Consider the following 22,246-nt stretch of genomic DNA (forward strand, 5'->3'; position numbering starts at 1 on the left):
AGCCAAGTACATCGCCAAAACACTTTTTTTAGTATCATCAACGGTGCTTCAACTACCGAAATGCACTAAACTTTTGCCTGTCATTTCTTTGGGCTGTGCTATCCCCATTAACTGCAACAGGGTAGGGGCAATATCCGAGAGAGCGCCCGTGTTTTGCAGCGTGGCCGGTCTACCCACGTAAATAAACGGTACTAAATTGGTAGTGTGCTGTGTGTGCGCCTGATCACTGCCTGGGTCATACATCATTTCTGCATTGCCATGGTCTGCGGTAATAATCACTTCCGCACCTGTAGCTTGTGCAGCAGCTACTACACGCCCTAAGCACGTGTCTAATGTTTCCACTGCCTGAATCGCCGCTTGCAGGTTGCCAGTGTGGCCGACCATATCGCCATTGGCGTAATTGCAAATCACGGCTTGGTAATGTTTAGATAAAATGGCTTCCACCAATTTATCGGTCACTTCTGGTGCGCTCATTTCCGGCTGTAAATCATATGTGGCCACTTTAGGGGATGGCACCATAATGCGGTCTTCGCCAGCAAACACCGTTTCTTCTCCACCATTAAAGAAAAAAGTCACGTGTGGATATTTCTCGGTTTCGGCAATGCGTAATTGGTTAAGTCCAAGTTGAGACACATATTCGCCAAAGGTATTCGGTACGCTAAATGGTGCAAATACGGGCAGTGCTTTGGTTTGATTTTGATCGTACTGTGTCAGCGTAAAATAGTAGGACAGAGCAGGCACACGACCACGCTCAAAACCATTGAAAGCCGGGTTAAGTAGCGCATCGGTCATTTGGCGCGCGCGGTCACTTCTAAAGTTCATATAGATCACGGCATCGCCATCCTCCATAGTGATGGCTGGGCTGCCTGCATCGTGAATCGCTGTACATTTAACGAACTCATCTGACTCATTACGTGCATAAGCTTGTTCTAATGCCGCGGTCGCCGTGGGCGCCACGAATTCCGCCACACCATCTACTAACATATGGTAAGCAGGCGCGACACGCTCCCAGCGCTTATCCCTATCCATGCTATAAAAGCGACCACTGACAGAGGCGATTTTGCCAACACCGATAGACTGAATGTGAGCCTCCAGCGCCGTGATATAAGGCTTAGCACTAATCGGCGGTGTATCACGGCCATCTAAGAATGCGTGTACATATACTTTTTGCAGGCCTTGCTGTGCTGCCATGGTCAGCATGGCGTGAATATGCGATTGGTGGCTATGCACACCGCCATCGGATAATAAGCCAAAAATATGTAAGGCTTTATTGCTGGCTTTGAGCGTTTGAATGGTATTGACGAGCGCGGGAATTTGATAAAACTCACCGCTACTGATGCTGTTATTGATGCGCTCGAAATCTTGAAATACGATACGCCCCGCACCAATGTTCAAATGCCCGACTTCTGAGTTGCCCATCTGTCCATCCGGTAGCCCGACATAATGCTCGGAAGCATTAATCAAGGTGTTCGGGTAAGTCTTTTTCAGCGCGTCCAAATGTGGCGTGTTGGCTTGTGCAACAGCATTGTTTTCCCATTGGGTGCTGTACCCAAAGCCATCTAAAATTAATAGAATTACAGGAGTGGTTTGCATGCGGTAATCTCGTCTGTTTCAGGTTATTTCCATTATAATGGTTAGCTGTGCTTAACGCATACTATCCGGCTAGGATTGCGCAATTTTCCTTGAAAATCTGCAGTGCCGTCACCATATTGAAATCAATCACACATTAAAGGATACGCGTTGGAATTTATTAAAGAAAATGCCTTGCTCATTGGCTTGGCGATTGGTTCTGGCCTGACATTGTTATGGCCTATGCTCAACCGTGGAGCAGCCGGTGTGCCCAATATCTCACCAACCGAAGCCGTGATGTTGATGAGTCGCTCCAAACCGTTGGTGTTGGATGTACGCGATGCGGCAGAGTTTGAAGCCGGTCATATCCAAGGTGCTAAGCATATTCCACTGGCTGAGTTGCCTAATCGCCTGAAAGAAATTGAAAAATTCAAACAAAAACCAGTGCTGGTGCATTGCCAAAAAGGTATGCGTGCTAAAACAGCATGTACCATTCTGCGTGCGCAAGAATTCACGCAGTTGCATCAATTGCAAGGTGGCTTGGCTGCATGGCAAGAAGCCAAACTGCCCATCGTTAAAACGGCTTAGTTTATTGGATATCGGAATCAGGTATGTCTAAAGTACGCATGTACACCAGCGCAGTTTGCCCATATTGCATCAATGCAGAACGTTTGTTGCGCAATAAGGGCGTCAATGAGATTGAGAAAATTCGTGTAGATTTACAGCCGGAACTTAGGCAGGAAATGATGGAGAAAACAGGCCGTCGTACTGTACCGCAAATCTACATTGATGAGCGCCATATTGGCGGCTTTGATGATTTGCGTGCCTTGGATTTGGCAGGCGAGTTAGACCCATTATTGACGGTGTAAATTTTAATAGTTTTGTCATGGATTAAACGTTAAAATACGGCACACTTTTTATCAACAAACAGCAGTAAAGAATTTAACTTCAGGGATTTAACATGGCAAAAGAAGATAACGCAAACCAAGCCGCAGTGAATGAACAACCAGCGTTTGGTATTGAAAAACTATACATTAAAGATGCTTCTATCGAAGTGCCTAATGCCCCACAGATTTTTACCGATCGTACACCACCGCAAGTGAGCGTTGAGTTGGCCAATGCCGCACAAAAGCTAGAAGAAGGCATTTTTGATGTGTCAATTAAAGTCACTGTGACCGCAAAAGTTGGTGACAAAACTGCATTCTTGGTAGAAGTGGCGCAAGCAGGTATTTTTGTCATTCGCAATATGCCAGAAGAAAATCTGGAGCCAGTGTTGGCTGTAGCATGCCCAAATATCTTGTTCCCATATGCCCGTGAAGCTGTGTCAGACATGGTGACACGTGCAGGTTTTGCGCCAGTATTGCTCAACCCAATTAATTTTGAAGCATTGTATATGCAGCAAAAGCAAGCGGCTGAAACTGGTGCGCAACTCAACTAAATACGTGCGTTCTGCGCTTTACATTGGCTTTGCTGCGTTAGGGCTATTGCTCGCTGTTCAGGTGCAAGCGCTGGAGTTCCGTTCAGTGGCTATCAGCAAAGCGGTGTTGTACGATGCGCCTTCTACCGAGGCCAAAAAGCTCTATCTGATTGGCAGTGGTTACCCGGTCGAAGTGATTGTGAATTTGGGTGAGTGGATTAAAATCCGCGATCACTTTGGCACTCTCAGTTGGGTGCAAGGCAAACAGTTGAGCGCTAAACGTACCGCATTGATTGTGGGCGAACAAGCGGAACTTAAACAAGCGGATGAAGACGGCGCGCCGCTAGTGGCCACGTTGGAAAAAGATGTAGTCGTAGAGATTATTACAGCGTCCACAAAAAGTGGCTGGATCAAAGTAAAACACCGCGATGGTCTCTCTGGTTTTGTGCGCACTACCGCCGTGTGGGGCAATTAATCTTTTAGCAGGTATGCGCAATCAATTAAGTACGTGCGCGGACATAGCACTACAGTCTTTACGTATAGTCGACATTAACAATAACGATGAATAGCAGGGGTTTCAATCATGGCTAAAGTGGCGGTGCTTGGCGCAGGCGCTTGGGGTACCGCGCTGGCGATGCATATCAGTCAGCAACATGATGTTGCGCTGTGGGCACGTAATAGCGGCCACGTTTCCGGCATGCGTAAAGCACGCGCCAATCCGCTTTATCTGGGCGATTTCACTTTTAATGACCGCTTGCAAGTGGAAGATGACTTGGCTACGGCCATTCAACATGCCGATATCGTGTTATCAGTGGTACCTACCGCTGGTTTTCGTCCGATACTTAAAGCGCTGGCCGATTTACATGCCACCCAACCGATTATTTGGGCACACAAGGGCTTGGAACCAGAAACTGCCAAACTCCCATTCGAGGTGGCACAAGAAGAGTTGGGTCATGACCGCCATTGGGGTGCACTCTCTGGCCCCAGCTTTGCTGCGGAATTGGTACGCGGTTTACCTACGGCTGTCACGCTGGCCGCCAACAATGCAGACTTTGCGCAACACGCGGCTAATCTGATTCATGGTGGCTGTTTGCGCGTATATAACAGCACCGATGTCGTTGGCGTGTCGGTGGGTGGTGCCATCAAAAACGTGATGGCGATTGCTGCCGGTATTTCCGACGGCATGGGGTTTGGCAACAATGCACGTGCCGCAATGATTACACGCGGGTTGGCCGAAATTACACGGTTTGGTATTGCACTAGGTGCAAAAGCCGAAACTTTTATGGGGTTGGCAGGCGCGGGCGATTTAATTCTCACTTGTACCGGACAGTACTCCAGAAACCGCGAAGTCGGTTTGCAATTGGCCACAGGCAAGCCGTTAGAGGATATCTTAAAAGGATTGGGTCATGTTGCGGAAGGCGTGAATACCGCACGCGAAGTGATGCGCAGAGCTGATTTAATTAAGGTAGATATGCCCATTACTTATGAAGTGAATCAAGCACTTACGCACGGTAAGTCGGCGCGTGATGCCGTGATGGATTTGCTGGGCCGCGAGCAAAAACCAGAGGGAATTTAAGGTTAGGCAGGGCTGCGTAACTAAATGCCGTGACTATAGCTTTTGGTAGAGCCTTTTAAAAAGTGGTTGATGGAGGCTTTTCTGCGGTCTTTGCGGATGCGTTTATCTGCATAAATCTTGGCATTCATCACTGCATCTGCGGAACGATCGCGGCGATCTTCACCAGAACGACGGTCATCAAATCGCAAAAATTTACAGTTACATTGCGCAACGTTGCATTCTGCCAAAGGCAATCTTGGCGCATCGTTGACCAAAATAGGTTTGGCTTGGTACATGTGCACTTGCTGGCACGCTTGTTGGCCAATTTCAATTTTCACACAACGGTAGCTCGGCTTTGCGAGCGAGGCTTCTGAAGCTTCAAGCATTTCGTTGAGGCGACGCTCAGCACTACGCATGGTGTGCCAATAATAGGCCACGCACAGTACAAATCCCCCAAGAATGATGACTTCGATCATATGTTGATGTGTAATAGCAAAAAGGCTCATAACATTAGCGAGATTTTTGAAAAAAATCAATGACTTTGCATCGTTTTAACAATTATTGACCATGGACAAAATCAATCTGCCGCCATGCCTCATACAGCAAAATGGCGGCGGAGTTAGATAGATTCAGGCTACGGCTATCGGGCAGCATCGGTAGGCGCACACGGTGCTCCGCTAAAAACTCATCTCTAATTTCCTGTGGCAATCCGCGTGTTTCCGGGCCAAATACAAACACATCGCCTGCTTTAAATTGCAGATTGGTATGGCGCGTACTGCCTTTGGTGGTGAGTGCAAACATGCGTTTACCAGCCAGTGCCACTTTGCATGCAGCCCAGTCTTCGTGCACCTGTAAACTGGCGTATTCGTGATAATCCAAGCCAGCGCGCTTGAGCTGTTTGTCTTCCAAACTAAACCCTAATGGTTTGACCAAATGTAGTTGTGCGCCGGTATTGGCACATAGGCGGATGATATTGCCTGTATTGGGTGGAATTTCCGGCTCATAAAGCACAATATCAAACACATTCAGCCCTTTGTTCTTGAAATTAAGATGGTAGTGAGAGCGCTATGATAATTCAGAGTGAACAATTATTGGGTGGATTATGGCGCGTCCGGAAAAAATTAGATTAGGCGAAATTCTGATACAACAGAATTTGTTGTCGCCTGAGCAGCTGGAACTTGCGCTGGTCGAGCAAAAACGTACTGGGCGTAAACTAGGTCGCGTATTTATAGACAGCGGCTTTGTCACGGAAAAGCAAATTTCCGAGGCATTAGCACGCCAACTCAATATTCCCTTTATCGATTTAAATGATTTCAATGTGAAATCACACGAAGTGCAGAAGTTGCCTGAGGCGCAGGCGCGTCGGTTCCGAGCCATTGTGTTAGAAGACAGGGGCGGTACTTATTTTGTGGGGATGGCAGACCCCTCTGATTTATTTGCTTACGATGAACTGACCCGCGTACTCAAGCACGAAATTGAGTTAGCTGTGGTGCAGGAAAGCATGTTGCTGCAGGTGATTGACCGCACTTATCGTTTGACTGATGAAATTAGCCATTTAGCCATGGAGCTGCAACAAGATCTAGGCGAGAACACCTTAGATTTTGTGAGCTTAGGCACAAGCAATAGCGCAGAGGAAGCGCCGGTTGTTAAGTTATTACAAACCATTTTTGATGATGCCGTACAAGTACGTGCATCGGATATCCATATCGAACCACAAGAAAACAAGCTACACATTCGTTTCCGTATCGATGGCGTGATGCATCTGCAGACACAATCGGATATGAAAATTGCGACCGCACTGGTGTTGCGGCTTAAGCTTATGTCTGGCCTAGATATCTCAGAGAAGCGCCTGCCACAAGATGGCCGTTTTGGCATCAAAGTGAAAGCCTTGCCTGTCGACATTCGTATTTCCACCATGCCCACGCAGTATGGCGAATCCGTAGTGATGCGGTTGTTGATTCAAAATGCAGGTAATTTTGCACTAGACAAACTGGGCATGCCAGCCGATATGTTGGCACGCTTTAGAAAATTGATTCATAGACCCAGTGGCATGGTGCTGGTGACTGGCCCGACCGGCAGCGGTAAAACCACAACCTTATATGCAGCGCTGAATGAGCTGAATTCACATGCCAATAAAATCATCACGGTAGAAGACCCGGTGGAATATCGGTTGCCTGGCATTAACCAAGTGCAAGTGAATGAAAAGATTGATTTGGATTTTCCGCGTGTATTGCGCACCACTTTACGTCAAGACCCGGACATTATTCTGGTGGGTGAGATGCGTGATGAAGCCACAGCACAAACTGGCTTGCGTGCTGCGATGACCGGCCACTTAGTGCTCTCTACTTTGCATACCAATGATGCCATCACCGCGCCGGTGCGCCTGATTGACATGGGTGCGCCACGATTTATGGTGGCCATGTCTTTGTTGGGTGTAGTTGCCCAGCGCTTGGTGCGCATCGTGTGCGATCACTGTAAATCATCTTATGTGCCCACGCCGAATGAACAGCTTTGGTTAAAGCAAGAACTCAGTCATCAGGCGCTCGGCAATCAGACACAGGAGCAGTCCTTTGTGCATGGTAAAGGGTGTAGTCATTGTAATCAAACCGGCTATCAAGGGCGCGTGGGCGTGTATGAGTTGCTAGAGATGACCAATGAATTGGTGGAAGCCGCTAATCATCAGGATACCAACACGTTTATTCAGCAAGCACGTGCGCGCATGCAGGGGCAAACCTTACGTAGCCAGTCTATCCAGCTTGCATTGGATCAGCGTACTACCGTGGCTGAAATCATGCGTATTAATAATCAATTGGATGCCTAAACTAAATGCCAGCATACGCATATAAAGGACGGGATGCCAACGGCGCGCAAGTGAACGGCGTCATGGAGGCAACGGATACCAATTCGATGGTGAACCTGCTGCTGACCAGCAATATTACGCCGATTGATATTGTGGCCACCAACAATAAAACTGCCGCTCCAAAAACTGCAAAGCAGGGCTTGTTTCAAGAGAAAATTACTTCGCTAGACATCATGTTATTTAGCCGGCAAATGTACACCTTGTTGAAAGCTGGCATTCCCATTATGCAGGCCTTAGGTGGTTTGCAGGCCTCTACCAAAAACGCGCGTATGGCCGCTGTGGTGGGGGATTTAAGACAGAGTTTAGACGGTGGGCGCGAGTTGTCCGCAGCCATGACAGAACACCCAACCGTATTCAGCGGTTTTTACGTCAGCATGGTGCGTGTGGGGGAAACCACAGGCTTGCTGGACAATATTTTCTTACGGTTATTCAACCACTTAGAGTTTGAGCGCTTTATGCACGGCCAAATCAAAGCGGCGCTACGCTACCCCAGTTTTGTGGTGATGGCGATGGCCGTGGCGATTGTGGTGATTAATATTGTTGTCATTCCGGCATTTGCCAAAGTGTTTGACAGCATGCATGCCGAGCTACCGTTACTGACACGCATGTTGCTAGGATTTTCTAATTTCATGTTGGCCTATTGGCCCATATTGATTGCAGCTAGCGTGGGCATCGCATTTCTATTCAAGCGCTATATCAGTACCACAACAGGTCGCTTTAAGTGGGACACCTTCAAACTCAATATCCCGATTGCTGGAAAAATTGTACAAAAAGGCACCATGGCACGCTTTGCCAGAAGCTTTGCGCTGGCCAGCAAAAGTGGGGTGCCCATTACCAACGCGCTAAAGTTAGTGGCGCAAACGGTCGATAACGAATATATCGCCAGCAAAGTGGACGGCATGCGCGCGGGTATTGAGCGCGGCGAGAGCATTTTGCGTACTGCGAATAATGCCGGGGTATTTAACCCCTTGGTGTTGCAGATGATTGCCGTGGGCGAGGAATCTGGTGCATTGGATGATCTGATGCAAGAAATTGCTGATATGTATCAACGCGATATGGAATACGAGATAAAAACATTAGGCGCACAGATTGAGCCGATTTTGATCGTGTTCCTCGGCGTGATGGTACTGATACTGGCCTTGGGTATTTTCTTGCCGGTATGGGATTTAGGCAAAGTAGCCTTGCATAAATAGTATGCGGTTACCGAGTTATTTAATGCGTGATTCCTTGGTGGGTGTAGCACGCGGGGTGTATGTCGCCGCCGGTGTGTTGATGTGCATCGTGATGGGCTATCTGCTGGTGTATATCGCATCACTCAATGCGGATATAGCACAGGCCAATACACAGGCAGATTTAGAACGGCAGTGCGCGCATGCGCTAGAAGCATGGGTACACCGACAGGTAGCACCGGGAGAGTTGACCCAGCCTGAGGCATTGGATGCAGTAAAGGATAAAGCTTGCAGAACGAAGTTAGTGCTGTAGGCAGCGTTTGATGGTGGCTTTTGATGACTAAGACTTTTGATTATTAAGTGGAGTAGGTGAAATGAAAAAACTGAGTGGCTTTACCCTGATTGAATTGATTGTGGTGATTGTGATTTTGGCGACGTTGGCAGCGCTAGCACTACCTAGATTTACCAGCCTGCAGCGCGATGCCCGCATTGCCAAACTGAATGCGGCACGCGGCGCTGTGGCTACAGCCTCTGCTTTGACGCATGCCACGGTCATTGCCAAGAACAATATTGCTGACCCTGCTGCCTGCCCTGCGGGTGGCGGTACGGCCAATAACTTGAATGGCGCAGCGGGCACACTGTGCACGGAAGCAGGCATTGTGCGCATGGTGTTCGGTTATCCGGATGTCACCGCGATTGGTACGGCTGGCTTACTTTCAGCCGCAGGCTTATCGGCAAGCTTTAACCCAACGTTGGCGGAATTGAATGCAGATGGTTACAACTATACCGCGACTGGTACAGCGGCCACCTTTCAGATTCAAGGTGCGACCACGCCAGCCAGTTGCCAGTTCACTTACACAGAGCCAGCTGCCGCCAATGCCGCGCCTGTGATTAGTGCGATTACGACGACAGGTTGCTAGGAATATCAATGTAGTGGATATGAGATGTTTAATGAAGTGTCATTTTTAAGGAGCAATATCATGAATAAGCAGTCAGGTTTTACGTTAGTGGAGTTAATTGTAGTGATTGTCGTATTGGGCATTTTGGCAGCGACTGCGTTGCCTAAATTTGTGAATGTGAGTAAAGAGGCTAGAGTCGCTTCAGTCAATGGTATCGCTGGCGCTCTCAGGTCATCGGTGGCTTTGGTGCAAGCTAAATATTATGCCTCTGGTGCTACTACTAGCCCAGTGACTATGGCTGACGGTGTAACCACTGTAGCCGTTGGAACTACCCCTACCACTGCAGGTATTCCAACAGGTGCATCAGCTGGTATTGGAAATGCATTGCAGTCTTTGGATGGATTTAGTCCTGATTACACTACAGCTACTGCAGTGACATTTAGTCCATCCAATGGTGGCGGCTCTGGATGTCAGGCTACTTATAACGGTAGTACTGGCTTAGTAACAGTGTCGACTGGTAATTGCTAGTTGTCACTTAGGTGAGAGCTTATGCACAGGTGCCACTATCAACATGGGTTTACCCTTGTTGAACTGATTGCTGTTATCACTATTGTCGGGATAGTGTCGGCGGTGGCTGGGCCAAAGTTTATCGGCAGCGCCACCTTTGAAACGCGTGGTGCGCAGGGTACATTGCTCGCGGCCTTGCGTTACGCCCAAAAAACGGCGGTGGCGCAGCGACGATATGTATACCTTAACTTGAATACCACTACGCGTACATTATGTTTGGGGTATACCAGTAATTGCAGTAGCGCAGTCACTGATCCATCCACGCAAGTGGCGTATAGCAAAGTGCTGCCGAGCACAGTTGCGCTTAGCACAACACAGGCGGCGTTGGCGTTTGATGGCTTAGGTCGCCCTGTACCCAACGCGAGTGCAAGTTATAGCCTGCAAAATGCCACTGACTTGAGCGAGGCGCCGCGCAACATCGTGGTGGAAGCAGAGACCGGTTATGTCCGCTAATCTGCTCAAGTCAACAAGTCGTCAGTCTGGTGTCACGCTGATTGAGCTGATTGTATTTATTGTGATTGTCGGTGCCGCTTTGGCTGGCGTACTCAAAGTATTGCAAGTCACTAATCGCGATAGCGTAGACCCGTTGGTGCGTAAGCAAGCCTTATCCATTGCAGAATCTTTGCTGCTAGAAGTTACCCAGCAACCGTTTACCTTGTGCGATCCGGATGATGCCAATGCTGCATCAGCGACTACGATGGCGGATTGTACCAATTCGCAAGACAAAGGCGGTGGTGCGTTAACTTCACCCACGCCTGCGGCAGAGAGCCGTTACAGTAGTGCAGACCCTTTTGATAATGTGGCCGATTATGGCGGTTTTGTCATGCCCGGCGGTGGTTGCGCGGGCATCTGCATACCGGGGGATAACACACCATTGGCAGGCCTCACTGGCTATGCGGTCAGTGTCAATATCGCACGCGCTGGCGGGGTAGCACCCTTTGCTGGTCTAGCTGCAGATGCTGTCCTTAAAATTACTGTCAATGTCACCGGCCCAGCCAATACGTTAGTGGCGCTAGTGGCTTACCGATTACGTTATGCGCCGACCATCTAAACCATACTTTGCTGCTGTAGCCAAAGGATTCACCATTGTCGAGATGATCGTGGTGATTACGGTAGTAGGCATTTTGGCAGCTGGTGCGGCCACGTTTATTCGTAACCCTACCCAAGCTTATTTTGATGTGGAAAATTACGCCAATCTGACCGACCGTGCAGATACGGCCCTGCGCCGTATGTCGCGTGAGATGCGCAATGCCTTGCCCAACAGCGTGCGCGCTACTACCAATGGCGCCGATAGTTTTATAGAGTTTATTCCAGTGACGGCTGCTGGACGTTACCGCGCAGAGGTTGGTACGAGTGCCAGTGATAATCCGCTGGATTTTAGTTTAAGCGCCGATAGCTTTGATGTATTGGGCACGCCGTTGCTGATTGCCGGTGGGCAGCAGTTGGTGATTTATAACTTAGGCGTGACGGGTGTAGATGCTTACGAAGGCACTAACCGGCGCGCACTGACCACTGCGGGCACACTTAGCACGCTCAGTTTCAGTGGGGGGGCTTTTCCTCAGCCATCTCCTTCCAGCCGTTTTTATGTGGTGGCTACTGCCACTACGTTTGCTTGCGATATGACCAATCGTCGACTGATGATGTATAGCGGATACGCCATTCAAAGCGCGCAACCCACAAATATTGGCGCACTGAATGCATTGACAACCGGTCGTCAAATTGCGGCCAATGTGGCCAGTTGTCAGATGCGCTATATTCCGGGGGCGCTACAACGCAGCGGTATTGTGGTGATTTATTTAGGTCTGTCACAAGATACGGCCAGAGTGAATTTGATGCATCAAGTCAATGTGGTGAACTCGCCATGAAAAACATCAATCCTGATTTAAGCACACCTATTGTTGTTGCACCTTGCCGTGCAAGACGTACTGACTTCGGTGCGCCGTCCCGCCTGCGCCTCAATCAGATTAGGCGGACAGCAAAATACGCACAAGGTTTTCTATTGCCCGCTGCCATTTTCTTGGTGGTCATATTGGCTGCCTTGGGTGCATATGCAGTCAATATCAGCACTTTGCAACAGGCGGGTTCCGCACAAGATGTGCAGGGTGCGCGCGCTTATCAAATGGCAAGGGCAGGGGTGGAGTGGGCGGCTTTTCAAGTGCTGGCGCCGGGTACGGCCAGTTTAGGTAATTGTCCGGCCAGCCCAACAGTATTGAATATGGAAGGGTTTGCTGTGAGTGTGACATGTACACGCTCGGCAGATTACTTTGAGCAAGGCGCCGACCATACCATTGCAATGTACGATATTGTGGCCACTGCAGATTTTGGTACTGTTGGAACCGCCGGTCATATCCAACGGCAAGTGATCGTGACATTGAGCAAATGCCGCGGTACCGATGCCAGCCCGGCATACCAATGCGGCTAAGGCTGCGCAGCTGATTTACGGCATAAACCTCCCCTTGTTTTAGGCTTTAATCTACACCGCCTAGTAGCATAATTTCTCAATCTACCATGATTGGGACTATGAGACTTTGGAAGCAACGCGATTACAACAGTGGCTGAACAGGCGTGCCGGCGATGCGCAGGCGGTGCAGCGTGCTGCCTGTTGGTTATTGCTGATGGTGTTATTTTGCGCGTATCAGCCTGCGTTAGCAGCTACCGTTGAATTCAATAGCACTGGCGGCACCTCTGCCACCAATGGTTTGCATTTCTATATCAATGACAATACACAGTTACAAGTGCGTCGCTTAAATAATACGGGGCAAGTGTATTCCCCCACCGTACTGCCAGCCAGCACCAACTTAGATAACGGTATTTTCTTGCGTGCAAACGGTAACATTTATGGGCCTGATCATAATGTCACCACCTTTGCTGCCACCGGTGGTATGTATAGCACGGCTACGATATCTGCTGTGTCTCCCCCAAACCCTTCTAGTGCTGGCGATCAGCAAATAGCCACTAGCAATTTTGGTATTACTTTAGGGCCACAAGTCAGTGTGGTTTGGAAATATACCAACCCCTATGATTTTATTACGGCAGAAGTCACCATCGTGATACCACTGCTATATGCAGTGAGTGCTTCCAACCCTGTGCGTTACTATCATGTGGTCGATACGTATCTGGGCGGGAGCGATAACGGTTGTGGTGTACGCTACACCGATAGCAATGGTAAACAGGTGGTAGGTACCTATCCACCGGCTTCTGGTACTACATGTCCTTCCAGTACTGCCATTCCAGCAGGCGTTAGCATTGTAGAATCGTTTCGTGAGCGCAGCGGTATGACGTTTTCTAATTATTGCGCCAACACTTGGAGCAGCTTTTGGGTCAACGGTGGTGTCAATTGTTCTATCTTGCAGGCGGCCAACCTAAGCAATGCTATCAGCTCCACTTATCAAGATACCGGTGTAGGGATTCAATACAACTTTACGGCACCAGGCACGTATACCTTTAGTTATGATTTTGTGGTGGGATCACCCGCTGTACCGCCTTACGATCATTTGGAGATTCGCCACCCCGGTAGCACCACTTTGTGCCCAACCAATGTCACCGTATTGGCCTGCACTTCCGCCACTGTGCCTTGCCCAGCGGCTAATATTGTCAGCTCCGGCAGCCTGTCTGGCAGTATTCGCGCTACGCCTGCCGCACCAACCATTAACGAAAATCCAGACCCATTTACCGTTGGTTCAGGCTCACCGATTACCACTGTCAGCTTGACCGGCACCGGTGCTGGCACTTTCACGTTGTCCAGTAACGGGCTCACTACAACTCCGCTCAATGGCACCAAATGCTGGAACACCAGCAACAACACAGCGAGCTGCGCATACACTATTAGCAATGTGGCATGCGTGAGTAATTTTGAGTGCTTGGAGACAGGTCTCACCTATCAAAATCTCAATAGCAGCCCATCCTCTCGCAATCCACTTTACACCGAAGTATCAGGCACTGGGTTTAAGTTTGATGTGGTGGCGCTGCAAAGTGATGGCTCGCAAGCCACAACCTATACCGCTAGCTCTGGTGTGACGGTAGAGTTGTTTGATGACAGCGTCACGCCGCAGCCTGCATGTAGTGCTTACAGTGGCGCCATTGCCAGCCAGAGCGTCACCTTCACCTCAGGCAATAGTGGCCGTATTACGGTGCCCGCCAATTTTGTCTTAAACAATGCCTATCGCAAATTACGCTGCCGCGTGCGCGATACCGGTGTTGCTGTGTCCGGCTGCTCTTCAGATCAGTTTGCAGTGCGCCCCTCAAACTTTACCTTGACGGCTACAGGTAGTGCCGATGCAGATGCCACTGGCGTGAGTACAACGGCGACACCACGCGTGCGTGCAGGTGCCAATTTTAGCTTGACTGCAAACAGTGGGGTGGTGGGCTATAACGGCATACCACAAATCGATACTAGCAAAGTATCTGCACATACTGGTGCAGTACAAAATGGCACGGTTGCAGGCACTTTTAGTACAGTCAACGGCAATACAGGCACCGCCACCGGCAGCGCATTTACCTACAGTGAGGTCGGCTATTTTAGGTTGTCCCAGTATGGCGTATTTGATAATACGTTTACCTCGGTAGATTCAACAAATGGTGATTGTGCCACCGGCTTTAACAGCAGTGGCAGCAAAGTGGGCTGTAGCTTTGGTAATACCGCCAACACATCTTATTTTGGACGATTTATCCCAGATCATTTTGCGGTGACTTTGCCAGCAGCAACCCCTGCTTGTGGCACGAGCTTCACCTATTTTGGACAAGACGGACTCGGCACAGGCTTTACGTTGACTGCACATACTGTGACCAACACCACCACGCAAAATTACACTGGCACTTATGCCAAGTTGGGTGTGAATAGTTGGTTAAACTTTAATTTTACTGCCGCTACATTGCCATCTGGCAGTGCGCTGAGTGGTAGTGCTAACGCGCCTATTGGTAGTTGGGCTGGTGGCGTGGCCAGTGTAGTAGCCAAACATATTGTGGGCAGACCCACCGCTGCAACTGCACCAACCAATATCACCATCAGTGCTGCACCTATCGATGCTGATGGCGTGACCATGCCAGTCACGGCTGTGGCGCCGGCTAGCCCATTCCGTTTTGGACGCTTATTTATAGCCAATAGCTATGGCTCTGAATTACTGCCCTTAACGGTGCCTGTGGAAGCGCAGTATTGGACTGGTTTGGCCTACCAGCGTAATCAAGATGATAGCTGTAGCGCTGTGCCCGCAACCAGTTTGGAAATGCGCAACTACCGCGTCAATCTCAATCCGTGTGAAACCCAATTAAGCGGTGCAGGCAGTATGAGTAATGGCAAGGCCAATTTACGTTTAAGCAAGCCGGGTGCTGGCAATAGCGGCAGTGTGGAGTTGAAAGCAAATCTGAATACGGCTACTGGCCAAACCTGTAATGGCGCTGTAGAAAGCTCGGCAATTTCTGCGGCAACCCCTTGGTTTGGTAACGTCAACCCAACGGCCCGTGCCACATTTGGTATTTATAAAAGCCCGGTGATTTATTTACGTGAGAATTTTTAGAGTTTGAAAAGGCAACGATATGCAATGGTTTAAACAACAGAAGCAGCAGGCATGGACCGCTATTCGTACCACCGGAGAGGTGACGACGATTGTGCAAGTGATGCGACGCACGGGCGAAAAGCCGCTGGTGAATTTTGCGCATATTGAGCCCAGCAATGCGCGTGAAACCAAAGACGCAATCGCCCTTGCCAAAAAGTACAAACTCAAACATGCACGTTGCAGCTTTGTGCTCAACGCCAAAGATTACCAATTGCTGCAAGTGGAATCGCCCAACGTACCGGAACAAGAACGTAAGGAAGCATTGCGCTGGAAGATCAAAGACATGGTGGATTACCCAGTTGAGCAAGCCACGTTGGATTATATGAAGATTCCGCAAGATCCGGCTTACCCCAATAAGCAAGACTATGTGTATGCCATGGTCGCTAAAAATGCATTGGTGAGTCAGTTATACAACACCTTTGCCGATGCCGATATTCATCTACAGGCAATAGATGTGCGGGTGGCCGCGCAACGTAATATTGCCGCGTTATTGGAAGAGAAAGACCGTGGATTGGCCATGCTGAGCTTTGGGCGCGATGGCGGCTTACTCACTTTTACATCGGGCGGAGAGCTTTACCACACCCGTTTTATTGAGATTGAAGAAGAACGCAGTGCCGGTGCGTATGAGCGCATTGCCTTAGAGCTGCAACGCTCGCTGGATAATTTTGACCGCCAGTTTCCATTCATTACGGTGAATAAGTTACTGGTCGCGCCTTGCGAAGACCGCGATGCTTTGTTACAGCATTTGAAAAGTGCGTTGTATACACAGGTAGCCAGCTTTGAATTGGAAGATGTTGTGGACTTTGCATCTGGTGTTGCTGTCGACGGATTGACCAAACAGGCTTTGGTGTTACACACCATAGGCGCGGCATTGCGTGAGGAGGTAGCAGCATGAGTCAACAGATTAACCTCATAAATCCAGCTCTTATCAAGCAAAAGGATTATTTGACAACGCTTAATATAGTAAGCGTATACGGCGCATTGGGTTTGCTGATATTGGGGTGGTATGGCTATACCGCACAACAGGTACACACACTCAAAACGTCAAGAGATCAGTTGGTGGGCCAGCTGCAACAACAGCAAGCCACTTTGGAAGCAATGAATGCCGCGAGAGCGCCAAAAGCGCCAAATCAGGCCTTGGTTGCAACGTTACAATCGTTAGAGGAAAAACACCGCATGCAAACGCAAATATTGCAGGTGATGCAGCAAGGCAAGCCCTCACAAGACAAGGGTTTGGCTAACTATATGTTAGGGCTGGCGCGCCAAAGCACAGATGGGCTATGGCTCACCGGCTTTAGTATCGATCAAACGCATCATGCGGTGTCTTTGCGTGGGCGCAGTTTAGATGCGTCCTTATTGCCTGATTATATGCATCAACTTGGGCGTCAAGCTGTATTTGCCGGCCAAGCATTCAGCGGATTACGTATTCAGCAACCAACAGAACAAGCCGCTAACCCTGCACCTGCTGTAGCGTCCACAAGCGCTGCATCTACACCTGCCGCAGCGCCGGTACCCAGTGCATTTGTCGAGTTTGAGTTACAAGCGAAAGAAATCCTACCTATCTCTGCTGCATCCTTACCAGCAACACTGGAAGCAGTAGCGCCTACACCAAACGAGGTGAAGTCTTGAACGCCATGCTGCAGACAGTTTCTACCAAGTTTGCTGCGTTAAACGCACGCGAACGTTGGATGGTGTTTTTTGCCGGATTGGCGCTGGTGTATGCCGTGCTCAGCAGTTTGTTGATGAGCCCAGTTCAGCGCCAGCAACAACAAATGCAAACAGAAATGGCGCAATCCAGTGCGCAATTGGCGGATATAGCACAGCAAGTGGCTACGCTATCAGAGCACCCGGTCATGAGTGTGGATGAAAGTAATACGCAAAAAATTGCACAACTCAATGCCAAGATTCATGCGCAACAAACAGAAATGTCTGCTTTGCAAGATACCTTGGTGAGCCCGGCACAAATGCCTAGCTTACTCAAAGATTTGATTGAGCATCACGCCGGCTTGCGGTTGATTGACATGAAAACGCTGCCACCGGAAAACTTCTTAACTGCTCAACCAATCACGGCACAAGATGCCGAAGCCACACAGACGCATAGCGGTCAGCCACTCATTTATCGCCATGCCATCACCATGACCTTGGCAAGTAACTACATGGAATTGATGCGTTATGCGCAAGCCTTGCAAGCCATGTCTGCACAAGTGTTGTGGGATAAAGCCGTGCTGGTAGCAAAAACTTACCCTGAGAATGAACTCACGATCACAGTGTATACACTGAGTTTGGATGCCACATGGCTAAGTATCTAATGGGTTTGATTGGGCTTGGCCTATTTACATCCACGCTGATGGCTGAGGTGTTGCGTGACCCTACCATGCCACCCCCACAGTCTGGCTTGGTGTCGGCGGAGCGTTTGCCAACTGTGGCGCCACCACCAATGTTGCAATCCATTACCTTAGGCTCTAGTGCCAAGTTTGCCATGATCAATGGACAAACTGTGATGTTGGGCGGTAGCTATGAGGATTGGACATTGATACGGTTAAGCGCTAACGAAGCGGTGTTGCGTGCAAAAGATGGCAAGACCAAAGTGCTAGTGATGGATTACGCCATTCAAAAGCGCAGTGCATCCGCACAGCCCGCCAAGCTACCAATGCGAAACAGCACCAAAGCCACTTCTCAAGAAGTGGTAGAAACCACGACACGAAATAACTTAACGGAACGTCCTCATGCGCAAGTGCGCGTGCAGGCAGAAAGTCTATGGGTGAAGCAATGAACACACATTTTAAACTAAGCACGGTGATGGCCATGTTGTTGCTGGTGGGTTGCGCAAGCAATGCCCCACAAAACAACGGGCAGCTCAATAGCAAAATGCAGCAAACCTTAAAAGAGGCGGCTAAAGCTAAACCTGCTGCGGCCTTGCCAGAAGTGGTGAATGAAGCGTTATTGCCACCGCTCAAAGTAGAGCTGCCTAAGAGCAATGCCAAAAAATTAGAGCCACGTTTTGATTTGGTGGTGAACAATGCACCCGCTGCACAAGTGTTGATGGGCATCGTGAGCGGTACGCGCTACAGCATGTTGCTACACCCAGACATGGCTGGCAATGTATCCGTCAATTTAAAAGATGTGACCGTATTTGAAGCGTTAGATGCCTTACGTGATTTATATGGCTATGAATATAAAGTAGACGGCACACGCATTATGATTGAGCCGCAAACACTGCAAACACGCGTGTTTCAGGTCAATTATATTGTAGGCCAACGTAAAGGTTCGTCTGATACACAAGTGACTTCTGGCTCATTGGGCGCATCCAATAGCAACACAGCGTCACAAAATCCATCCACGGCTACGACCTCTACACCAGGTCAAACCAATCAAGTGGCGCTGATTTCCAGCAGTATTTCCACTAATACCAGTAACGATTTTTGGACGGATTTAGGCTTGTCTTTAAACGGCATTGTCGGATCAGAAGCGGGTCGCAAAGTAGTGGTCAACTTGCAGTCTGGCGTCATCATGGTACGTGCCATGCCTAAGGAAATCCGTAACGTCGAATCTTTCTTGCGCTTGATGCAAGTAAACATTGAGCGCCAAGTGATTTTAGAAGCCAAGATCTTGCGCGTAGGCCTCAATTCAGATTCTCAAAGCGGTGTGAACTGGTCTGTATTAGGGAGCCGTGGCAGCAGCCGGGCGTTGGTAGGTAATATCAACAACAACAGCGTGGTCAATACCAATGGCAATGGCCCGCAAGTCTCTGGCTCGTTAGGTGCAGATTTGAATGGCGTTTTGGCGAATGCTGCTACCACTGCGATTGGTGGGCCTTTGTTTGCCGTGGCATTACAAGGCGCTAATTTTGCTGCGCTGATGCAATTTTTAGAAACACAAGGCGATGTAGAAGTGCTCTCTAGCCCAAGAATTGCCACCATCAATAACCAAAAAGCCGTGCTTAAAGTAGGTACGGATGAGTTCTATATTACTGGCGTGAGACAAAGCACCACAGCCTCTGTGGGCGCAACGACTACGATTCCGGAAGTCACTTTGCAACCATTCTTCTCTGGCATCTCGTTAGATGTAACGCCGCAAATTGATAAAGATGACAACATCATCTTGCATATGCATCCATCCATTAGCCAAGTGACGACCGTGACCAAACAATTTACCTTAGGCGGCACGTCTAATCAGTTTAACTTGCCACTGCCTTCCAGCAGCGTGAATGAGACCGACAGTATTGTGCGCACCCGTGATGGTAACGTGATTGCGATTGGCGGCCTGATGACAGAGAGCAATACCAAAACCGGATCAAAAGTGCCTGGTTTGGGCGATGTCAAAGGCATAGGCAAAGCCTTCCGCCAGCATAGCGAGCAATCCAGTAAATCTGAGTTGGTGATTTTACTGAAATCGACCGTAGTGCAAGGCAATGAGAGCTGGTCAGAAGACATGCTCAGCGCACAACAACGTTTAGAAGGTATGCGCCAACAACAATACGGACAAGCCAAAGCTGGAGGTAGCTAATTATGTACCTCGCGCATTTTGGTCTGAAAGAATTCCCGTTCAAGTTGACGCCGGACACCAGCTTTTATTACGCCACGCAAAGCTATCAAGAAGCATTGAATACGCTGCTGATTGCGATTAGTTCGGGTGAAGGCTTTATCAAAATTACTGGCGAAGTTGGCACTGGTAAAACCTTGCTATGCCGCAAGTTACTCAAAAGCTTGGGTGATGGCTTTAAAACAGCATTTATCCCCAATCCTTATTTAGACCCACAAGCATTGTTGATGGCGCTGGCGTCCGAACTTGGGTTGAGCTTGCCTGCACGCTTAAGCCACCATGAGTTACTAGACGCATTGTCTCAACGATTAATGGCATTGGCCAACGAAGACAAACAAGTAGTGGTGTGTTTGGATGAAGTGCAAGCCATGCCGATTGAAACGCTAGAAGCTTTGCGTTTGTTGAGTAATTTAGAAACCGAGAAACGCAAATTATTACAGGTGGTGATTTTTGGCCAGCCCGAGCTGGAAGAAAAGTTAGATCAGCCTTCGATTCGCCAATTGCGTCAACGCATTAGCTTTGAGTATCGCTTGGGTGCTTTGCAATGGCATGAGCTGAGTTTTTACCTCAATCACCGTATGCATATTGCTGGCTATAACGGCTGGCGTGTGTTCACACCGGCCAGCTTGCGCTTACTACACCAACATTCTGCGGGTATCCCCAGATTGGTCAATATTTTGGCACATAAAGCATTGTTGTCTGCCTATGGCAAAGGCTTGCGCGAGGTGACCGTGCGCGAAATGCGCGATGCCGTATTAGATACACATGCCAGTGTGCGTGCACAACATGGCTGGTCTTATTCAATCTTTAAATGGTGGCTTGCCATGGGTGTTGCGCGTGCCACGTTATTTTTATCTCACTAATTATCTAAGTGCGATAAGGCGGACAATATGAGCTTAATCAATCAAATGCTACAAGAGTTAGAGCAGCGCAAGGCCTCTTCGGATGCGCCTAGTGTACTGACGCAGATGGCACATCCAGTGCATGCAGTAGCGGTACCACGTAAAAACAGGGTGCTGCAATATGCAGTGCTCGGGGCCTTATGTATCGGCGGCGTCTATGGCGTGCAACTGTTGTCGCAACGTATGCTGTCTACACATGCAACACTGGATTTACCAAGTAACGCCGGCATGATTACGGAGGCCAATGCCAATATGATGCCTCCTGTTGCCGCTGCGCCTGTACCAACATCTGCCGAAATCACTGAAGACGTGGTAGAAGCCACAGTGAGTTTTACGCCAAGCTTGGAAAAGACATTGCATCTGTCACAACAAAGCGGTGCACTAGCAGCAGCCCAATCCAATCAGGTCACACAAGCAACAGCATTATCCAAGACCGTGGTGGCTGCTAATGCCCATGGTGCATCTGTCTTAGATGTGGCGGCACCTGCGGTACAGCCTAGCACAGTACAATCTGAAGTGGTGCAGCCTGCAGCGCGTGCGCAGGTGGCCATTGCCAATACAATGCCTTTGCCTAAACAAACTACGCCTAACGCCATAGAGTCTAAATCGGTGGTGAATAAATCCATGACTGCTGAGCAAAAATCAGCCCATGCTTATCAGCAAGCCATTAGCTATTTGCAACAAGGGCGTGTGGCCGAGGCACAAGATCAACTAGTGAGTGCGCTGGAGTTATATCCTCAGCATGAAGATGCGCGCCAGACTTTGGTGGGTTTGTTGGTCGATAACAAACGGTTAGACCAAGCCATGCAGGTATTAAAAAGCGGATTGCAACTGACCTCTAACCAAGCGCCCAACCATGGCAGCTATGCACAAACGTTGGCACGCTTACAATTGGATGCGGGTTTGGTGGAAGATGCATTGCATACATTGGAGACGCATAGCGCCTATGTGCAACAACCAGACGCTTATTACGCCTTAATGGCGGTGGTGCTACAAAAAACAGGGCAGCATGCGCAAGCCATTACACGTTATCAGCAGGCCTTGAGCCGTGGCGCTACTACACCTGCTTGGCTGATTGGCATGGCGGTATCGTTGCAGGCCGAAGGGCGTGCAGCAGAGGCTAAGCAAGCTTATCAACAGGCACAAGCCAGCCAGCTCAGTCCTGAGCTGGCGTTGTTTGTGTCGCAACGCCTCAAGCAAGTGCAATAGCGCAA

25 protein-coding genes are annotated in these 22,246 nt (G+C 49.2%); 22 read left to right on the forward strand and 3 right to left on the reverse strand.

The features are described from left to right. Positions 1 to 48 precede the first annotated feature (48 nt). Positions 49 to 1,593 (reverse strand): 2,3-bisphosphoglycerate-independent phosphoglycerate mutase, encoded by a 1,545-nt coding sequence (gene gpmI / locus FG11_RS01610; protein ID WP_047532739.1) that lies wholly within the window; start codon positions 1,591 to 1,593, stop codon positions 49 to 51. A gap of 147 nt (positions 1,594 to 1,740) precedes the next feature. Here gpmI and FG11_RS01615 point away from each other — a divergent pair, with 147 nt between their 5' ends. The 5 genes from FG11_RS01615 (at position 1,741) to FG11_RS01635 (ending at position 4,562) form a co-directional block, all read left to right on the forward strand. Continuing rightward, positions 1,741 to 2,157: a rhodanese-like domain-containing protein gene (locus tag FG11_RS01615; RefSeq protein WP_020183890.1), complete on the forward strand. Its 417-nt coding sequence runs from the start codon at positions 1,741 to 1,743 to the stop codon at positions 2,155 to 2,157. A gap of 23 nt (positions 2,158 to 2,180) precedes the next feature. After that, positions 2,181 to 2,438 (forward strand): glutaredoxin 3, encoded by a 258-nt coding sequence (gene grxC / locus FG11_RS01620; protein ID WP_020183891.1) that lies wholly within the window; start codon positions 2,181 to 2,183, stop codon positions 2,436 to 2,438. 92 nt (positions 2,439 to 2,530) lie between these two features. Next, positions 2,531 to 3,007: a protein-export chaperone SecB gene (gene secB / locus FG11_RS01625; protein WP_020183892.1), complete on the forward strand. Its 477-nt coding sequence runs from the start codon at positions 2,531 to 2,533 to the stop codon at positions 3,005 to 3,007. A 4-nt stretch (positions 3,008 to 3,011) separates the two neighbouring features. Then, positions 3,012 to 3,461: an SH3 domain-containing protein gene (locus tag FG11_RS01630; RefSeq protein ID WP_026361914.1), complete on the forward strand. Its 450-nt coding sequence runs from the start codon at positions 3,012 to 3,014 to the stop codon at positions 3,459 to 3,461. A gap of 108 nt (positions 3,462 to 3,569) precedes the next feature. Next, a complete protein-coding gene (locus FG11_RS01635; RefSeq protein ID WP_020183894.1) occupies positions 3,570 to 4,562 on the forward strand; it encodes an NAD(P)H-dependent glycerol-3-phosphate dehydrogenase in 993 nt (330 codons plus the stop codon). Positions 4,563 to 4,582: 20 nt separating this feature from the next. On the opposite strand, the gene FG11_RS13160 is transcribed toward FG11_RS01635, so the two are convergent. Then, the gene (locus tag FG11_RS13160; RefSeq protein WP_160277114.1) at positions 4,583 to 5,017 is read right to left on the reverse strand and encodes a hypothetical protein; all 435 of its coding nucleotides are present in this window, start codon (positions 5,015 to 5,017) and stop codon (positions 4,583 to 4,585) included. Between the two features lie 82 nt (positions 5,018 to 5,099). Then, positions 5,100 to 5,564 carry a tRNA (uridine(34)/cytosine(34)/5-carboxymethylaminomethyluridine(34)-2'-O)-methyltransferase TrmL gene (trmL, locus tag FG11_RS01645; protein ID WP_047532740.1) on the reverse strand — a complete coding sequence of 155 codons (465 nt, stop codon included), beginning with the start codon at positions 5,562 to 5,564 and terminating at the stop codon, positions 5,100 to 5,102. Positions 5,565 to 5,643: 79 nt separating this feature from the next. On the opposite strand from trmL, the gene FG11_RS01650 reads away from it, so the two are divergent. The 17 genes from FG11_RS01650 (at position 5,644) to FG11_RS01730 (ending at position 22,241) form a co-directional block, all read left to right on the forward strand. After that, positions 5,644 to 7,362 carry a GspE/PulE family protein gene (locus FG11_RS01650; RefSeq protein WP_020183897.1) on the forward strand — a complete coding sequence of 573 codons (1,719 nt, stop codon included), beginning with the start codon at positions 5,644 to 5,646 and terminating at the stop codon, positions 7,360 to 7,362. Between the two features lie 5 nt (positions 7,363 to 7,367). Then, the gene (locus FG11_RS01655) at positions 7,368 to 8,594 is read left to right on the forward strand and encodes a type II secretion system F family protein (RefSeq protein WP_020183898.1); all 1,227 of its coding nucleotides are present in this window, start codon (positions 7,368 to 7,370) and stop codon (positions 8,592 to 8,594) included. Between the two features lies 1 nt (position 8,595). Further along, entirely contained in the window at positions 8,596 to 8,883 is a 288-nt protein-coding gene (locus FG11_RS01660; RefSeq protein ID WP_047532741.1) for a hypothetical protein, read from the forward strand. A 61-nt stretch (positions 8,884 to 8,944) separates the two neighbouring features. Continuing rightward, a complete protein-coding gene (locus FG11_RS01665) occupies positions 8,945 to 9,490 on the forward strand; it encodes a type II secretion system protein (protein WP_047532742.1) in 546 nt (181 codons plus the stop codon). 60 nt (positions 9,491 to 9,550) lie between these two features. Continuing rightward, positions 9,551 to 9,997, forward strand: a complete 447-nt coding sequence (locus tag FG11_RS01670; RefSeq protein ID WP_020183901.1) for a prepilin-type N-terminal cleavage/methylation domain-containing protein — start codon at positions 9,551 to 9,553, stop codon at positions 9,995 to 9,997. A 21-nt stretch (positions 9,998 to 10,018) separates the two neighbouring features. After that, positions 10,019 to 10,489 carry a pilus assembly FimT family protein gene (locus FG11_RS01675; RefSeq protein ID WP_047532743.1) on the forward strand — a complete coding sequence of 157 codons (471 nt, stop codon included), beginning with the start codon at positions 10,019 to 10,021 and terminating at the stop codon, positions 10,487 to 10,489. Further along, positions 10,479 to 11,087, forward strand: coding sequence for a type IV pilus modification PilV family protein (locus FG11_RS01680; RefSeq protein WP_047532744.1), 609 nt, complete (start codon positions 10,479 to 10,481; stop codon positions 11,085 to 11,087). The genes FG11_RS01675 and FG11_RS01680 overlap by 11 nt, the downstream gene beginning before the upstream one ends. After that, positions 11,071 to 11,901: a type II secretion system protein gene (locus FG11_RS01685; protein ID WP_052184896.1), complete on the forward strand. Its 831-nt coding sequence runs from the start codon at positions 11,071 to 11,073 to the stop codon at positions 11,899 to 11,901. Before FG11_RS01680 ends, FG11_RS01685 begins: the two co-directional genes overlap by 17 nt. Further along, the gene (locus FG11_RS01690) at positions 11,898 to 12,458 is read left to right on the forward strand and encodes a hypothetical protein (protein WP_088177887.1); all 561 of its coding nucleotides are present in this window, start codon (positions 11,898 to 11,900) and stop codon (positions 12,456 to 12,458) included. The genes FG11_RS01685 and FG11_RS01690 overlap by 4 nt, the downstream gene beginning before the upstream one ends. Before the next feature lie 106 nt (positions 12,459 to 12,564). After that, on the forward strand, positions 12,565 to 15,549 hold the full coding sequence (locus FG11_RS13165) for a DUF6701 domain-containing protein (protein ID WP_052184897.1): 2,985 nt from the start codon (positions 12,565 to 12,567) through the stop codon (positions 15,547 to 15,549). 19 nt (positions 15,550 to 15,568) lie between these two features. Next, positions 15,569 to 16,483, forward strand: coding sequence for a type IV pilus biogenesis protein PilM (pilM, locus tag FG11_RS01700; RefSeq protein ID WP_020183907.1), 915 nt, complete (start codon positions 15,569 to 15,571; stop codon positions 16,481 to 16,483). Further along, entirely contained in the window at positions 16,480 to 17,217 is a 738-nt protein-coding gene (locus tag FG11_RS01705) for a PilN domain-containing protein (RefSeq protein ID WP_047532745.1), read from the forward strand. The genes pilM and FG11_RS01705 overlap by 4 nt, the downstream gene beginning before the upstream one ends. 5 nt (positions 17,218 to 17,222) lie before the next feature. Then, positions 17,223 to 17,897, forward strand: coding sequence for a type II secretion system protein GspM (gene gspM, locus FG11_RS01710; RefSeq protein ID WP_160277116.1), 675 nt, complete (start codon positions 17,223 to 17,225; stop codon positions 17,895 to 17,897). Next, positions 17,882 to 18,361 carry a hypothetical protein gene (locus FG11_RS01715; RefSeq protein ID WP_152604031.1) on the forward strand — a complete coding sequence of 160 codons (480 nt, stop codon included), beginning with the start codon at positions 17,882 to 17,884 and terminating at the stop codon, positions 18,359 to 18,361. Before gspM ends, FG11_RS01715 begins: the two co-directional genes overlap by 16 nt. Further along, positions 18,358 to 20,094, forward strand: a complete 1,737-nt coding sequence (locus FG11_RS01720; RefSeq protein WP_235276321.1) for a secretin N-terminal domain-containing protein — start codon at positions 18,358 to 18,360, stop codon at positions 20,092 to 20,094. Before FG11_RS01715 ends, FG11_RS01720 begins: the two co-directional genes overlap by 4 nt. Positions 20,095 to 20,096: 2 nt before the next feature. Beyond that, the gene (locus FG11_RS01725) at positions 20,097 to 20,993 is read left to right on the forward strand and encodes an ExeA family protein (RefSeq protein ID WP_047532747.1); all 897 of its coding nucleotides are present in this window, start codon (positions 20,097 to 20,099) and stop codon (positions 20,991 to 20,993) included. A gap of 27 nt (positions 20,994 to 21,020) precedes the next feature. Next, entirely contained in the window at positions 21,021 to 22,241 is a 1,221-nt protein-coding gene (locus tag FG11_RS01730; protein ID WP_047532748.1) for a tetratricopeptide repeat protein, read from the forward strand. The last annotated feature ends 5 nt before the right edge of the window (positions 22,242 to 22,246 follow it).

This window comes from Methylotenera sp. N17, assembly GCF_000799155.1.
Taxonomy (GTDB): domain Bacteria; phylum Pseudomonadota; class Gammaproteobacteria; order Burkholderiales; family Methylophilaceae; genus Methylophilus.

Bases quoted from the DNA above. Each gene is read 5' to 3' on its own strand.
- gspM (WP_160277116.1), top strand. From the start codon at position 17,223: ATGCTGCAGACAGTTTCTACCAAGTTTGCTGCGTTAAACGCACGCGAA.
- grxC (WP_020183891.1), top strand. From the start codon at position 2,181: ATGTCTAAAGTACGCATGTACACCAGCGCAGTTTGCCCATATTGCATC.
- gpmI (WP_047532739.1), bottom strand. From the start codon at position 1,593: ATGCAAACCACTCCTGTAATTCTATTAATTTTAGATGGCTTTGGGTAC.
- FG11_RS01655 (WP_020183898.1), top strand. From the start codon at position 7,368: ATGCCAGCATACGCATATAAAGGACGGGATGCCAACGGCGCGCAAGTG.
- FG11_RS01660 (WP_047532741.1), top strand. From the start codon at position 8,596: ATGCGGTTACCGAGTTATTTAATGCGTGATTCCTTGGTGGGTGTAGCA.
- FG11_RS01650 (WP_020183897.1), top strand. From the start codon at position 5,644: ATGGCGCGTCCGGAAAAAATTAGATTAGGCGAAATTCTGATACAACAG.
- FG11_RS13160 (WP_160277114.1), bottom strand. From the start codon at position 5,017: ATGATCGAAGTCATCATTCTTGGGGGATTTGTACTGTGCGTGGCCTAT.
- FG11_RS01715 (WP_152604031.1), top strand. From the start codon at position 17,882: ATGGCTAAGTATCTAATGGGTTTGATTGGGCTTGGCCTATTTACATCC.
- FG11_RS01685 (WP_052184896.1), top strand. From the start codon at position 11,071: ATGCGCCGACCATCTAAACCATACTTTGCTGCTGTAGCCAAAGGATTC.
- FG11_RS01680 (WP_047532744.1), top strand. From the start codon at position 10,479: ATGTCCGCTAATCTGCTCAAGTCAACAAGTCGTCAGTCTGGTGTCACG.
- FG11_RS01730 (WP_047532748.1), top strand. From the start codon at position 21,021: ATGAGCTTAATCAATCAAATGCTACAAGAGTTAGAGCAGCGCAAGGCC.
- FG11_RS01720 (WP_235276321.1), top strand. From the start codon at position 18,358: ATGAACACACATTTTAAACTAAGCACGGTGATGGCCATGTTGTTGCTG.
- FG11_RS01635 (WP_020183894.1), top strand. From the start codon at position 3,570: ATGGCTAAAGTGGCGGTGCTTGGCGCAGGCGCTTGGGGTACCGCGCTG.
- FG11_RS01670 (WP_020183901.1), top strand. From the start codon at position 9,551: ATGAATAAGCAGTCAGGTTTTACGTTAGTGGAGTTAATTGTAGTGATT.
- FG11_RS01725 (WP_047532747.1), top strand. From the start codon at position 20,097: ATGTACCTCGCGCATTTTGGTCTGAAAGAATTCCCGTTCAAGTTGACG.
- secB (WP_020183892.1), top strand. From the start codon at position 2,531: ATGGCAAAAGAAGATAACGCAAACCAAGCCGCAGTGAATGAACAACCA.
- FG11_RS01690 (WP_088177887.1), top strand. From the start codon at position 11,898: ATGAAAAACATCAATCCTGATTTAAGCACACCTATTGTTGTTGCACCT.
- FG11_RS01705 (WP_047532745.1), top strand. From the start codon at position 16,480: ATGAGTCAACAGATTAACCTCATAAATCCAGCTCTTATCAAGCAAAAG.
- pilM (WP_020183907.1), top strand. From the start codon at position 15,569: ATGCAATGGTTTAAACAACAGAAGCAGCAGGCATGGACCGCTATTCGT.
- FG11_RS01675 (WP_047532743.1), top strand. From the start codon at position 10,019: ATGCACAGGTGCCACTATCAACATGGGTTTACCCTTGTTGAACTGATT.
- FG11_RS01665 (WP_047532742.1), top strand. From the start codon at position 8,945: ATGAAAAAACTGAGTGGCTTTACCCTGATTGAATTGATTGTGGTGATT.